13 protein-coding genes are annotated in these 14405 nt (G+C 35.5%); 3 read left to right on the top strand and 10 right to left on the bottom strand.

Annotated features, from left to right (window positions below):
• Positions 1-86 precede the first annotated feature (86 nt).
• The gene (locus LGQ02_RS10955; RefSeq protein ID WP_226514421.1) at positions 87-320 is read left to right on the top strand and encodes a group-specific protein; all 234 of its coding nucleotides are present in this window, start codon (positions 87-89) and stop codon (positions 318-320) included.
• Between the two features lie 346 nt (positions 321-666).
• Here LGQ02_RS10955 and LGQ02_RS10950 read toward each other — a convergent pair whose 3' ends face one another.
• The 6 genes from LGQ02_RS10950 to LGQ02_RS10925 all read right to left on the bottom strand — a co-directional run bounded on the left by LGQ02_RS10950 (position 667) and on the right by LGQ02_RS10925 (position 7246).
• Positions 667-1116 (bottom strand): cupredoxin domain-containing protein, encoded by a 450-nt coding sequence (locus LGQ02_RS10950; RefSeq protein WP_226514420.1) that lies wholly within the window; start codon positions 1114-1116, stop codon positions 667-669.
• Positions 1117-1265: 149 nt separating this feature from the next.
• A complete protein-coding gene (locus LGQ02_RS10945) occupies positions 1266-2012 on the bottom strand; it encodes a hypothetical protein (protein ID WP_226514419.1) in 747 nt (248 codons plus the stop codon).
• Entirely contained in the window at positions 2009-2515 is a 507-nt protein-coding gene (locus LGQ02_RS10940; protein ID WP_226514418.1) for an RNA polymerase sigma factor, read from the bottom strand. The genes LGQ02_RS10945 and LGQ02_RS10940 overlap by 4 nt, the downstream gene beginning before the upstream one ends.
• A gap of 332 nt (positions 2516-2847) precedes the next feature.
• Positions 2848-4605, bottom strand: coding sequence for a Rieske (2Fe-2S) protein (locus tag LGQ02_RS10935; protein WP_226514417.1), 1758 nt, complete (start codon positions 4603-4605; stop codon positions 2848-2850).
• Between the two features lie 152 nt (positions 4606-4757).
• Positions 4758-5621 carry a sulfurtransferase gene (locus tag LGQ02_RS10930; RefSeq protein ID WP_226514416.1) on the bottom strand — a complete coding sequence of 288 codons (864 nt, stop codon included), beginning with the start codon at positions 5619-5621 and terminating at the stop codon, positions 4758-4760.
• 266 nt (positions 5622-5887) lie between these two features.
• Positions 5888-7246, bottom strand: coding sequence for a M20/M25/M40 family metallo-hydrolase (locus LGQ02_RS10925; protein WP_226514415.1), 1359 nt, complete (start codon positions 7244-7246; stop codon positions 5888-5890).
• Between the two features lie 159 nt (positions 7247-7405).
• Between LGQ02_RS10925 and LGQ02_RS10920 the strand changes: the two genes are divergently transcribed.
• Positions 7406-8248 (top strand): alpha/beta hydrolase, encoded by an 843-nt coding sequence (locus LGQ02_RS10920; RefSeq protein ID WP_226514414.1) that lies wholly within the window; start codon positions 7406-7408, stop codon positions 8246-8248.
• A 122-nt stretch (positions 8249-8370) separates the two neighbouring features.
• Here LGQ02_RS10920 and LGQ02_RS10915 read toward each other — a convergent pair whose 3' ends face one another.
• The 3 genes from LGQ02_RS10915 to LGQ02_RS10905 form a co-directional block, all read right to left on the bottom strand.
• Complete coding sequence (locus tag LGQ02_RS10915) at positions 8371-9207, bottom strand: SDR family oxidoreductase (protein WP_226514413.1); 837 nt, start codon at positions 9205-9207, stop codon at positions 8371-8373.
• 98 nt (positions 9208-9305) lie between these two features.
• Positions 9306-10229, bottom strand: coding sequence for a CAP domain-containing protein (locus tag LGQ02_RS10910; RefSeq protein ID WP_226514412.1), 924 nt, complete (start codon positions 10227-10229; stop codon positions 9306-9308).
• Positions 10230-10340: 111 nt separating this feature from the next.
• Positions 10341-11378: a P1 family peptidase gene (locus tag LGQ02_RS10905; protein ID WP_226514411.1), complete on the bottom strand. Its 1038-nt coding sequence runs from the start codon at positions 11376-11378 to the stop codon at positions 10341-10343.
• Between the two features lie 514 nt (positions 11379-11892).
• On the opposite strand from LGQ02_RS10905, the gene LGQ02_RS10900 reads away from it, so the two are divergent.
• The gene (locus LGQ02_RS10900; RefSeq protein WP_226514410.1) at positions 11893-12192 is read left to right on the top strand and encodes a hypothetical protein; all 300 of its coding nucleotides are present in this window, start codon (positions 11893-11895) and stop codon (positions 12190-12192) included.
• 135 nt (positions 12193-12327) lie between these two features.
• Here the strand turns inward: LGQ02_RS10900 and LGQ02_RS10895 are convergent, their stop codons facing one another.
• On the bottom strand, positions 12328-14016 hold the full coding sequence (locus LGQ02_RS10895; RefSeq protein WP_226518167.1) for an MEDS domain-containing protein: 1689 nt from the start codon (positions 14014-14016) through the stop codon (positions 12328-12330).
• Between the last annotated feature and the right edge of the window lie 389 nt (positions 14017-14405).

Below are 14405 nucleotides of genomic sequence, written 5' to 3'. Positions count from 1 at the left end.
AAAAGGCGAAAGCTTTCTTTCTCTTTCTTTTTCTTTTGAAATGTTCCATACTTAAATAAATAAAAACAAAAAGGAGAGTAGACATTATGGGAAAATGTAATATTGATCATAGTTTAGAGGACGTAAAAAAGAAGTTAGCCGAACAATCATCTTTTCTGAGTGAGTCAATGAACAAAGAGTGGGATGAATTCTTAAAACGGGACTTATCACAAGAAACGTTAAATGAGGCTTTCCATTTACTTAAGAAATATGATCTAGCTACTTCTGAGGAACAAGAAGAAAGAAAAAATCAAATGAAACAATTATTTGCTTCTCTTTAATTAAAAGAACTCACCAAATTGGGAGAAGTCATGTTTAAAGGGGAAAAATCACAAATAACAATACCATTGGGGAGATATTTCACAGAAGAAATACCTTCCCTTTATTTTTGTTAATATAAAATGGGTTTTCCGATATTTTTAAAAGATTCTATTTAGTCCCTAGGAAGAAGCCTTAAGAATAAAATGATAACACCCCTTGATGAAACGTGGACATTTTCCTAATAAAAAGTGCAATAAAAAAGCAACACGTAAAACATAGGTTATACGTGTTGCCAGGTCTATTATGTTAATGAATTTTTCCTCGAAAGTGGAACTATCTACCAAAATGGCGCTTCTTTATTTTTGTTTATTGAACGACAAGATAAGCAATCATTGGTCCCTCATCTTCTATTGAAGCATGTGCAGTACAGATGAGACGATATACACCCGCATCTTTAAACTGAAGGTTTAATGTTGTCTCTTCCCCTTTTCGCACTGTACCTGAAACATCCGTTCCTTCAATGATAAACGGGTGTTCTTTTCCATTTACACCTAAGATACTTAATGTTACTTTTTCTCCTTTAGGAATAAAAACAGTACCAGGATCCCATCGATAAGATTCGAGAACTTCTCCATCTTCCGTTTCCGTCTTATATTCTCCTGTCACCAAATTAATTGTGTAGATGTCAGCCTCTGAAGATGCTTCTTGCACTGCTGTGTCTGTGAAAAAAGTAGCGAATACAAATATTCCGAATGCAAACATAAGAGCAGTCCCTATAAACATTAATGACTTTTTCTTTACTACAAGAAAATTCAAAACGATACCTCCTTCCTTCTTGTCCAATTCTTCATATTAAATGTATACGTACACGCCTTGAAAACTTGTCAAAAAATTTTCTTTTCCCAAAACTTGAATATAGAAAAAGACGTACCTATCAATATCGGCACGTCTTTTCAATGCGAAAGTTAAGACTGTTCTTCACTATCAATGTTTTCAACGATCCATTTGCCTTCATCAACTGTGAGTATATAAATCATTTCCACTTTTCCGATCATTTCGTTCTCTCTTATTTGATATACATGATAGGTTTCATCATTTTCCTTTACTTCATCATAAGGTTTACTATCATCAAACCATAGTGGTGTATCAGTTGGGATAACGAACACGTCTCCTTCTTCTTCTCTAAAATACGTTTCAACATGCCATTCAGCTAATTGAGGAGACATTATCTGAGTAAAGTGTTCTGAAAGGTCTTCTTTTGATTCATGATTTGTAACTTTACCATTCTCATCACTATTTTCAATGACATTCATAAACACTTCTTCAAATTCAGTGAGTACTCGTTCGACTTCTGGTTCTGGAGTTTCTTCCTCCGACGTATGATTATTTCCATCATCAATACTTCCTTCATCAATATCAGTTCCAATGTTTATCTCATCTCGTTCTCCATGTTGGCCGTTCGTTTCACCTGGTGAAGCATGATCGTCACCTGTAAAATCGATCTCACTAAAAAGAAAGAAAGTCAAGCCTGCAAAGAGTGCGACACTCACTAAAGCAACCACTGTTTTCTTCATAAAAATATGCCCTCCTTCACGATGATCTTCTAATGGTTCACTTTTTATCACATTGATCATTTTTTGTTTTGTCTTTTCATTTAATCTATTATTTTTAGGAAAGGAATTTAACTCTTCCTCTAACTTATTTCTTGTCATGCATCAGACCTCCTTAACTTTTTTTCTACAGCTTTTAATGCGCGATGATACGTAACTTTGACTTTATTTTCAGTCCAATTTAATATTTCCGCTGTCTCTTGAACTGTAAATTCTTTTATTCCACGGAGGATCAATACATCTCGGTAGTTTGATTTAAGCGTACGAATGATCTGGTATAATTCTTTTTTTGACTCGTTTAATTGATAAACTTCCTCTGGCGTTTTTAAACTGCTTTCCTTCTTTTGTTTCATTGATTTTTGTTGTTTCTTCGTTTCTTTCTTTCGCTTCCTCATTTCATCAACCGCAACGTTTCTCGCAATACTAAATAACCATGTTTTTGGATTCGAGTCACCTTTAAAAGAATGGTAATTTCTTAATGCTTTTATAAAAACCTCTTGCACGTAATCCTCAACGTCGGTAGAACCAGTGTAATAAATTAAAAAGTTATAAATGTCATCACTATACTTTTCAAACCAGTTCGTTATCGTTTCTGTTCGTGACAATTTATCCTCCTCCTGTTCTGGCTCTTACTTATTAGACGAAAGTTTTTCATGTAAATTACAGTAAATATTAATGAAACCTTACGTTAATTTATAAAGAAGCTACCCTTAAAATAATTTAATAATGAGTCATTCGCTTTTGTCCACTCGCTTTCACCTCACGGTACAAGTGCGACATCCGTTCATGATTCTTTTCGTTTGCATTCACGGTGACTTCTTTTCCACGGACATGGCGGGGGAAGGTAGCACAACAGAATTTAAGAATCATTAAAAAATCGCCTAAAAGAGTGGTACTCTCTTTAGACGATTTCTACTGTTTCAATTACCCGATTTAGTTATTCTTCAAAAAGTTTTTCTCCTTTAAATAATCTCATCGCGATCGTCGCTGTATGAGGGATTTCACGAGATGTAGGAGCGTGAGCGGCTAAATATCTTGTTACTGCGATAATCATCGATTGTTTTGCACGTTCAGCTAGTTCGCCACCTTCTTTTGACCAGTTCTCGTGCTCCACAATTGCTGCTTCATACATTTGGAAAGAATGAAATTCCGCATCTTCACGTAATAAAGCATGACCTAACGTATTAAATAATTCCTTTTTATCTCCTCCGCTAGCTAAATAATTGACAACCCACTTTGCTGCTTGATCAGTCTGTTGTTGCTGATTTAGTAACGTAAGGAGTTCATCCGATGAGATATTTTTGTTCAACTCATTATTAGGTTGCGGACGTCTTGCAGAAGGAGTATTTAAAAAACGATCAAGATAAACACTCATTGCCGCGTGATAAACAGCACGTGTAAGTTCTGGTGTTATTGAACGTTTTAGCGCTTCATGAACAGCATGTGCATGTGTAAAGGTGTGTAGAACTGTTATCCAATCTCTAAATTCATTTTGAACGTGGAACTTTGCAACGCGTTCAGCTGCTGCTAACGTCACTAATTGTGCGAGTTTAATTGGAGATACGTTTTGTTTAAGTGCATTCGTTAAGGAATCGATTGTTTCCAAAGGTCTATCACTCAATACTTGGTCAACTATCTTACTTTCGTCAAAACCACTACAATGATGATCCTCTTGTTCGTTAATTAGTTGAGTGAGCTCATCAAACGTATTTAACAACGGGTCAACAAGATTGATTGGTGCCTGCCAGCTATGTGATTCCTCGCTTCTAGATGCACTCGACAATTCAGGTAACAATGATGTTAACACTTGGTCACGACACTCATCATCAACGTGCTTTAGCACTTCAAACGCTTTATTGTGAAAATCTAACGTATGACCAATATTCATATAGAAATGATCTGTAATCGCTGTCATCATCATATCAGCAAGCTCTTCTTTCGTAGCACCTAACTCAATCGCCGTTAATAAAACGCGTTCTGCACCTTGTACATCTCTTACTTCCATATTATGACGATACCATTTTGCTAGTTTTTCCATTGAAGGTTGCTCTTCGTTTACTAACGGCAACGGTCCAAGTAGAAAACGCGTTCCCATTCGTTGACTTTCTCTAGCAACATGGACTAAACCTTGATAGAGTGCTAATATTTTTCCTTTATGATCTAAGTAAGGAAGAATATTAGTCATCGCAGTTAAGATTGTTAATCCAGACCGCCATCCTCTTTGTCGATGTTTCGTACCAAACTCTACACCAATTTGTACGATCCGTTGTTCTGATTCGCCACCTTCAATTAACCCAACGACAGCTTTAGCAATAACGAGACTTAAGTTTTGTTCTAATCCCTCTCGTAATCTTTCTTGTAAGCGCGTAATGGTTTGACGTGTATGTGGATTAGGATCAATATATACCTTTTCATCATTGATTTTCACTGGATAAGTTGGTACGTCATCGGCCCAAGGGTCTAATGTCCCACCACTTTTAATATCAAAACGTGCATGATGCCAATGACATGTTAACATACCATCACAAGTACTTCCCATATGTAATGGAAAACCTAAGTGTGGACAACGATTATCGATGGCATAAACTCTTCCTTCATCGTAAATGACAGCGATACCATGCTTACCTCCTTTAATCACTTTCGTTTTTGCTGACTTCACTTCTTCAAATGTACCAGCAAATATAAGTTGACTCACTTTATCATCTCCCCCATTAAATTTTATGAACAATTACGAATTTGAATATTTCAATTATATTGCCTTCTAAAAGTAGCCTTATTCTTCGTAATGTTCATCATTTTCATTTAAAGCATGAACATCATGTAAAGTGGATACGGTCTTACTTTTTTTTATCGATTTTTTTCGATGCCTTTTTGTTCTGGACCTTTTGCAATAGGTGTATCCTCATAAGTAATCCAATCACTCCAGCTCCCTGCATATAATTTTGATTTTTTCCCGATCTCCTCTAATGCAAGGACATTCACACAAGCAGTTACTCCTGATCCACAATAAACAATGACTTCTTTATTTGCTTGATTTAATGTGGCCAACTCTTGTATAAGTTCTTCATCCTGTTTCCATACACCTGTACTGGACAATCTATTTTGCCAATCTTCATTAACTGCACCTGGAATGTGTCCTGCAATTGGGTCAACTTCTTCCTTTTCACCTAAATAGCGCTCTTTTGAACGTGAATCGACCATGATGACATTCCTATCATAAATTTTTGCTTTTACGTCATCTTTTGTCACAAGCATATCTCTTTGCACGTCCGCATCAAAATTTACCAGATTTACTTTAGGTATATCTTTCGTTGTTTCATATCCTTTCTTTTTCCAACTTGAAAACCCTTCGTTTATTATCGCTACATTTTGATGCCCTAAAAATTTCAACATCCACCATAACCTTGATGCCATCGCTCCACCTTGATCATCATAAGCAATGACATGTTTAGTTGGATGAATACCCGATTGACTAAATGTTTCTATCATATTTTCAATGTCGGGTAATGGGTGTCTCCCACCGTGAGTACTTATTGGTGCTGATAAATCCTTTTCAAGATCAAGATATATAGCGCCAGGAATGTGCTCAATTTTATATTCTTCATATCCTCTGCTAGGATTTCCAAGGTGAAAACGGCAGTCAACAATAACTAAATCGTGATTGTTTAAGTTTTCATTCAACCAATCCGTAGATACAATGTTCGTTGACACAAATATCACTCCTATAATGTTTTAAACGATCTTTTTTCAAATCAATTCATCTATTTGAATGAATTTTATAACTCAAAATATGATGCCAAATTCCGAATAATTTGCGTGAACTTCACTTCAGACGGATGCTTTCCCAAGGGTTTGCTTTCAGCTAACTTAGGCTACTGAGCTATGAAATTGATTCATTTAATAATAATATGAGCACTTTTTAAAGTTTATTTTATTTTGATGTGTGAAAACGAATCTAACCTTTTTTAAAATTAGCTTTATCTACTACGTTTACTGTATTCGCCTAGATCATAGATCACTTGGCAAGTATTCTTTATACCTTTATAAAAAAGTTCAACTTCCATATTTTCATTCGGAGAATGGTTATTTTCATCAGCATTCGCATAAGGAACAACAATTGATGGCAGCCCTAAAATTTTTGTCCAAACATAGTCAGGAAGACTTCCACCTAAACTTGGCAACACAATTGGTTCTTGTTTATATGTACTTCGCACACTCTTTGTAATAACATCAACGAAGTCATGATCAACCGAAGTTCTTGATGGATACATAAAACCTAAATCCTTTACTTCAACTTCTGGGGCATGTTTTTTCACATGGTTTTTGAACTTCGTAAAGATATCTTTAGGATCTTGATTAACAACGAGGCGCATGTCCATTTTTAATGTTGCTTTTGATGGGATAATGGTCTTTGACCCTTCACCTCCATACCCACTCACAAAACCACATATATTAAATGTCGGTTCAAAAGCGAGTTTTCGATAATACGATTCAGCGTCATCGTCGTCTCCTTCATAACCATTTGTTTCATTGGTTTCTTCCTGATTAAATGGAAGTGACTTTATTAATTTTCGTTCTTTTTCTGTAGGTGAAACTATGTCATCATAAAAGCCTTCAATAAGTACTTTACCGTCTCCATCCCTCATTGTTTGTAATAAATCTACTAACTTCCATGCAGGGTTAGGTACGACACCACCTTTGTTTCCTGAATGGTTGTCCCATTTCGCTCCACAAGCATTGAGTTCAACATACTGGATGCCACGTACACCCAAAATAACAAAAGGAGCACCACTTGCGTGCATCGGTCCATCTGAAGTGTAAACAAGGTCTGCTTTTAATTTTTCTTGATGATCGTGAACAAATTGTTCTAAATGCACACTTGTCGATTCTTCTTCACCTTCAAAGACAAACTTCACGTTAATTGGAAGTTCCCCGTAACATTGTAAATACGATTTTACTGCAAGTACTTGAGCCATTAACTGGCCTTTATTATCTCCCACACCTCTAGCAAAAATTTTCCCATCGCGAATCGTTGGTTCGAACGGTTCTGAGTGCCATTCGCTGAGCGGTTCAGGCGGTTGAACGTCGTAATGACCGTAAATTAAGACAGTTAATGCATCAGGAGAAACGATTCGTTCTGCATAGACAATTGGCTGTCCCGGCGTATGAATGATTTCAGCATCCATCCCGATATCTTCGATCATATTTGCTAACATTGTTGCGCATTCTGTTACTCCTATATTTTGTGAACTAATGCTAGGCTGACGGAGCAACTTAAACAAGTCTTCTAAATACTCTTTTTGGTTACGATCGATATATGTAAAAACTTTTTCCATGGTGATCCCCTCCCTATCAATAAAACTAATTAAAATAAGTTTAAAGAAAATTTATCGAAAATTCAAACTTCATTACTTATTATTGTTATAATAGAAATATTCGCTTTAATTCTATTTTGGTATGAAGTGTTTAATTATTTAAACAAGAGAGGGTTAACGTTGTATCGTCAATCTATAAAATTCATCTCAGTTATACTGTCTATTATTTTTCTAATGGTAGTAACGATGTTTGGACTTTTTTACTTTTTTCAAGAAAGGATGTTATTTTACCCCCAGCCTCTTACAGAAGAAGAGGTAAATGTGATTAATGAACAATATGTACATATTGAAGAAACTGAAATTCAAGTGACAAATGATAAAACCATACACGGCTGGTTTATCAATCATGAACCTAAAAGCGCAACACCTTCCCCGGTCCTGATCTATTTTGGAGGGAATGCAGAGGAAGTCTCACACTTAATTACTGATACGAAAAAAATAGATGGATGGTCGATTATATTAATGAATTATCGTGGATATGGGTTAAGTGAAGGCTCACCGAGTGAAGAGGCAATGTTTCATGATGCACTAGCAATTTATGATCATGTAAAAAATAAAGGAAATGTTGATGAAACTCAAATTGCTGTGATGGGCAGAAGTATGGGGACTGGTCCAGCCGTTTATTTATCAAGTGAGCGAGATGTTACTGGAACAATTTTAGTTTCACCATACGATAGTTTGACAAATGTAGCAAAAGATCGTTATCCATTCATTCCAGTAAGTATCTTGTTAAAGCATCATTTTGATAACATCTCTAGAGCTCCGTTTATCGAAACACCATTACTTACATTAATTGCTTCAGACGACCAAATTATTCAGCCAAATCATTCTAAATCGCTAGTAGAAAAATGGTCAGGAGAATCAGAAAAGGTAGTTTTTGATGAAAAAAATCATAATAATATTCAATCAAGTGATAACTATTGGGCAGAAATTACAAACTTTTTAAAAACAGTTGAAAAATGAAGGTTTAAACGAGTCCTATCTTTTATTCCACTTCACCTTAAAGGCTTGCCATTCGGCGAGCCTTTAAATTCTTATCATAAAATGTAACTTTTTGCGCTTCCTTTGGGAATATAATGTTTACTTTATTTAAATTTGCTCGTAATAACTTTACTTATCCATGTCCATGGTAAAACTGCTTTTAAAAAAATTACAAAGCGAACACCTTTACCAACTTGGTACCGAAATTTCGGCGTTTTCGCTTTACATATTTTTAAAATCACATCAACCACATCTAAAGGGTTCCCTGCACTATCACTCGTTTTCTTTGCTTCTACAAACAGTGTTTCCATTAGTTGTTCATAGTCCTTTTCTTTTGTGGCTTTAACGTTTTGTATCCCTTTGTCCCATATGTTCGTTTTAAAAGAACCAGCTTCAATGAGACTAACGTGAACATGAAAAGGGGCCATTTCTAACGATAACGACTCGCTAAAACCTTCAAGCGCAAATTTTGAAGCGGCATATGGGCCCATACCTGGAAGTCCAATTCTTCCACTTATACTACCTACATTGATGATCTTCCCTTTTCTCCTTTTTCTCATATGTGGGAGAACGGCCTTGGTTAAGCGAACGACGCCAAGTAGGTTCGTATCAAATTGATGTACCCAATCATCGACACTTGTAACTTCAATAAGTCCTCCTTGACTAAACCCTGCATTATGTATTAACACGTCGATGTTTTCGTATTTACTTATTACTTGTTGAACAACACTTATTACTTGAGCTTCATTTGTAACATCTAAAATGAAAATATCGATGTTATGATCGATGCTTTCAGACCTCGCTTCTTCTAATAACGCATCTTTTTTACTTTCATCTCTAACTGTTCCGATTACGAAATAACCTTTTTTGGCAAGTTCAAACAATGCTAACTTACCAAAACCGCTATTTGTCCCTGTAATAAAAATAACTTTTTGTTCCACTTCTACTTCCCCTTTGCTTGTCGATATACTCATTTTATTATATTCGTTTATAAACGTAAAAAAGAGTTTGAAATGTCATTCAAACTCCCTTAGCTAAATTATTCACTGATAAACATTTGCGTCCAGTAATTACCATTTTCTTCATAACCTACACCAATATGAGTGAAGTCTCCATTTAAGATATTTTGACGGTGGCCTTCACTATTCATCCATGATTCAACAACTTGTTCTGGTGACTGCTGACCTTGAGCAATATTTTCAGCAGCTGCACTGTAATCCACATCAAAGTCTCGAATCATATCGAACGGAGAGCCGTATGTTGGACTTGTATGAGAGAAATAGTTGTCTTCTTGCATATCTTCGGATTTAACCCTTGCAACGTTACTAAGTTGGTTATGAGTTTCTAATTCAGGTAAGTTGTGATTTCTTCGTTCAGCATTTGTAAGTTCAATCACTCTACGTTCAGATTCGTTAAGTCCGTGTCCAGGGTCAGCTTCTTGTTCCTCTTCTTGTTGCGGCTCCTCATCTTGTTCTTGTTCAGGTGCAACAGGTTCAGCCTCCTCCGGTTCTGGCTGAGCTGGTTGTTGGTCAGGCTGTTGTTGGTCAGGCTGTTGTTGGTCAGGCTGTTGTTGGTCAGGTGCAGGTGCTGTACCTGGCTGCCTCTGCTCAGGTTGCTGTCGTTGACCTGGTTGTCCCTCTTGCCAACGATCTAATTGTGTGTTCAATTCATCTTCCACTAAATCATACAAATCATCTGGATGAAGTTGATCTGGGTCTACATCAAATTCATATTTCGCTTGTTGTACTTGAACTGCCTTTGTATGAGGGAATTCAGAACTTGGGATATTGGTACTTTCACTTGATATGTTATCCATCGGTCCATATTCACCCTGCATGTGTCCACCTTCTGGATATGGCTCTGAATAGTTTCTAAAATCAAGTGCATTATCTTCCTGACCATTACACCCTCCAATCGCAATAAGAATGAGACTTATACAAAGTAGACGATATAACATTTTCATCGATAATATCCTCCTATATTTTATTCATTGTTTAGTCTTCTTAAAATGGAATAAAATATAGTTGGTAAATTTAGTTATGAAGTAATAGCTCTGTTGTTTGTATTTTATATGCTACTTTTTAAAAGGAAACGATCGCACAATACGACCGTGTTTACCTGTTGTTGTTTCTGCTTGCGATAACGAATTTAGTATAGCCTCTTCTGTTGCTTCTGCAACTGCTGCAAACAGGTCATTCATAATAGACTTATCTTCTCTTAATTGAATGGTCTCTTCATAAGTACCCTCACTATTATGTAACGTTTTATTTAATGTAGAAAAGGCAATGACAATGTCTCCACTTCCATGACTATAGTGACTCCCTGTTCTTGCTAAGCCAACAGAGCAACGTTTTGAGATTCTTAATAATTGACGATCACTAAGTGGTGCGTCTGTTGCTACGACGATCATAATTGATCCATCAGACGTTTCATTAATTTCACCTTCATCCTCTTTAAGGAAATGATAGGAAAAATCTTCTTTTTTTCCGAAATTCGATAAAACAAGTGTGCCAATTGTATACTCTACATCACCATTTTCTACTTTTCTTGAAGATGTACCTATTCCCCCTTTATATCCAAAACAGACCATTCCTTTTCCAGCACCAATCGCACCTTCTAAAGCAGGATCATTTGATGCTTTTTCAATCGCTTCAAGTGCATGTGCAGGTTTCAGTTGCATTTGACGGATCGAATTTAAGTAGCTATCATTACATTCTCCTACGACGATATTTATGGTCCCAGTCGATTCACCGATATCTTTATTATCTTCCAACATATATTTTAATGTACCTTCCGTTACAGCTGGAACACTAAATGTATTTGTTAACATAATCGGGGACTCTAAATGACCAAGTTCATTTACCTGTACAAGTCCAGTTGTTTTTCCAAATCCGTTAATAACATAACTTGCTGCAGGAACTTTTTCTTTAAAAAAATTGCCTGAGTGGGGTAATATAGCCGTTACACCTGTGCAAGCATATTCTTTCTCTTCGTCTCCGATAGGATAATCAAGTGTAACATGCCCGACTGATACGTCTTGAACATCTGTTATACAGTTATTTTCTCCAGTTTGAAATTTTCCGATCGTTATGTTCCTATCTCTAATTTTCATAAAAAAACTCACCTCTTTATTTCTTGTGAATCAATTTCATAACTACTTTTTTTGCACAATGAAACGAATGATATCATATTTTTTTCATTAGATGTACGTTTTATTTGTACTATCAGAATTTATAAATTTATGGTCGATAATATAAGTGCTCCTGCGATTACTCGTCGCAGGTGAAGAGTACTAAGAATCTCTTTAACGAAAAGCCAAGTTTTGTTTAGAAGTGAACGTAACTAAAGACGGCGACTCCCGGAGGCTCAGCGCAGTCTGAAGATCCACTTAGGCGAAGAGTTGTCGAGCCTAAGTTAGCTGAAGACAAGCCCTCGGGAAAGCGTCCGTCTGAAGTGAAGTTCACGCTCATTATTCGGAATTTCCCATCTTATTTTGAATGATGAAATTGATTCCTTGTATTAACGGTTTAAAAAATTCCACTGAATTTCAGTACAAAAATAAAATAACCCTTTTCATCCGATGGAATCCGTTATAAGATTCATGTGAGAAAGGGGAAATTGAAAGTATGCAAAGGAAAGAAATAGAACAACAAATTATTGAAAATTATCAGCAAGACGAACATATGATGGTCCTAGTTTTTGCTCAGTGGTGTGTGAACAATGACCTCGATCCAAAAGAAGTCTATAAAAAGGCATATCCAAACCAAAAAAAGAACGACGCTTTAGAGCAAGCAATCAATTTAACTGTTTCAAAAGAAGAAGCTGGTGATATTCCTAACGAAACGCTCCTTGGTGTTTTATCTTTATTTGGCAACGATGATTTAGCTTTTGTTGTGACTGAAGAAATTTCTAGAAAGCCGAAATAACAAAAACAGGATGACTCAAAAGCAAAGTGTCAGGCGCCTCCATTACCAGATACCGGTTGAACTAGATAGTTATGACCAGTATCTTGCAAACGAAGGAAAGAGCCAGGAACTTATGAGTCATCCTCTCTTTTTTTATTAATCATTATCTCGAGGAAATGAAATCGTAAAGCATGTCTCTTTTCCTTGTACTGAACTTACCGAAATGTCTCCATTGTGTTGCTCTATAATATTAAAACAAACCATCAACCCAAGACCAGTGCCTGTTTCTTTCGTTGTATGAAAAGGTTGACCTAATTTTTCAACAAGTTCTTTCGGCATGCCTTTTCCTTCATCTGATATTTCAACAATTACTTCCTCTTCACTACATTTTGCTTTAGCAAGAATTGCTCCGCCATTATCCATTGCTTCTATCGCATTTTTTATAATATTGATAAATACTTGTTTCATTTGTCCTTCATTACAAAACACATAACAACCATCTTCGATATCATCGCAAATGATTTCGATTTTTTTCATAATTGCTTGTGATTGTAATAAAGTACATACATCTTTTAAAAACTTCCCAACATCTTGTTTTTTAACATCTTTAGATAAAGGTTTTCCTAAAGAGAGTAATTCGCTAGCTATCGTTTCAATTCGATTTAATTCCGAATCAATAATACTGTAATGATCAAAGTTAATAGCATCATGTTTTGCTAATTGGAGAAACCCTTTTATCGAGGTTAGTGGGTTTCTAATTTCATGGGCGATACTAGCTGCTAAATGCCCTGCCATACTTAACTTTTCTGCTCTTATCTTTAATTGTTGATTTTGTTTTCTGTCCGTTATATTTCTTACAATTGATATTGCTGTTTTATTAGTAAACCGTCCTAATACAAACGGAAAACTGACAATTTCAACATCAACAATGTCTCCGTTACTTGTAATAATCTCCATTTCAGTTAATGGAATTGATTTCCCAAGCTTTATCTTATTTAAATTATCTTTTAACAATTCATGATAATCACTATGAATTAAGTCTAATACGGATTTATGTACAACTTCATGAAAATCACTACTTACTAATTCAATCCCAGCTTTGTTTGCATAAAGGATCTCTGCTCCCGAAGAAATAAATACTGCATCCGGTAATTCTTCGATCAAATTTTTAAAGTGTGTATTGATATCTGTTATTTCTTTATTTAACAATGAGATCTTTTCTTCTAAGTCCTCTTCTTGATATACAGAAGGTACGTGAACCCCACTATATAAACTTGATGGATAAAGATGAGAATCTGTCATTAAATATTCATGACTCTTCATTAACTCTAATTGAATATTAGCAGATAGTTTGTTCCCATCATAGCAACAAACAGTCAGGGCTTTTTTCTCTTTAACAATTTCGTCGACCTTTTCTTCATATTGCTTTAAAACAGCTAAAAGCTCACCTTGACTCTCTTTCCATATTACGTTTCCCCATAGACGAGTGGGTTTTTTATCGTTAATAATAGGTTCAATAATTTCTTTATACTTTTTCATTATATTGTCAACGTCAAAAGTGTCATTAGTCCCATAATATTCTTCATTTAAATGGAAGAGAATCGATTCTAGTTCGGTCGGATGATGATTCTTTTCTGTTAACCGTTTTAATATGTATTGGTAAACGTCTTTGCTTTCTAATAAAATAACTCTTTGGCCTAACGATAACCCTTTGGAAATAAATGCAACGGCATTCTCAAGGTATAATTCTTTATCAGTATATGTATATAAAACATGCGCCCCATTGTATAGCTCAACATTGGTTGATAATGATACTTTAGATTGTGCTAGGTCGTTTGAAGACAACTATTTTCCCACCTTATACATATGTATATTTAATCATATAATCTATTATATAATATTTTTTCGTCTTATTGTGAGAAATCTTAATTGTCTTTATATCTTAACAATGAAACCTTTGAATGATACATAAAAACATCCGCAATCAATGAATAATTGCGGATGCTTTTTGCTTTTAATGAAAGTCATTTCGTTTGTTAGCGCTGCTGCTTGTTTTATGTTTTGGACTTGAATCTTTCTTGTTTTTATTTTTCACGTTATGGTTTTGTTTATTTTTGCTCATGTGAAATCACCAGCCCTTTCTAAAGTAGATCAGATATCTTTCAATTATAATTTGTCCAACATATAACTGTTCATTCGTTTTTGTGCCCCAACATTCTTGGATGTTGTTCCAA

It is taken from the genome of Bacillus shivajii (assembly GCF_020519665.1).
GTDB classification, from domain to species: Bacteria; Bacillota; Bacilli; order Bacillales; family Salisediminibacteriaceae; genus Bacillus_CA; species Bacillus_CA shivajii.
The sequence above is the reverse complement of the archived record's forward strand: the minus strand, read 5'-3'. Positions and strand labels throughout refer to the sequence as shown.

Bases quoted from the DNA above. Each gene is read 5' to 3' on its own strand.
- LGQ02_RS10905 (WP_226514411.1), bottom strand. From the start codon at position 11,378: ATGAAAATTAGAGATAGGAACATAACGATCGGAAAATTTCAAACTGGA.
- LGQ02_RS10910 (WP_226514412.1), bottom strand. From the start codon at position 10,229: ATGAAAATGTTATATCGTCTACTTTGTATAAGTCTCATTCTTATTGCG.
- LGQ02_RS10955 (WP_226514421.1), top strand. From the start codon at position 87: ATGGGAAAATGTAATATTGATCATAGTTTAGAGGACGTAAAAAAGAAG.
- LGQ02_RS10900 (WP_226514410.1), top strand. From the start codon at position 11,893: ATGCAAAGGAAAGAAATAGAACAACAAATTATTGAAAATTATCAGCAA.
- LGQ02_RS10925 (WP_226514415.1), bottom strand. From the start codon at position 7,246: ATGGAAAAAGTTTTTACATATATCGATCGTAACCAAAAAGAGTATTTA.
- LGQ02_RS10945 (WP_226514419.1), bottom strand. From the start codon at position 2,012: ATGACAAGAAATAAGTTAGAGGAAGAGTTAAATTCCTTTCCTAAAAAT.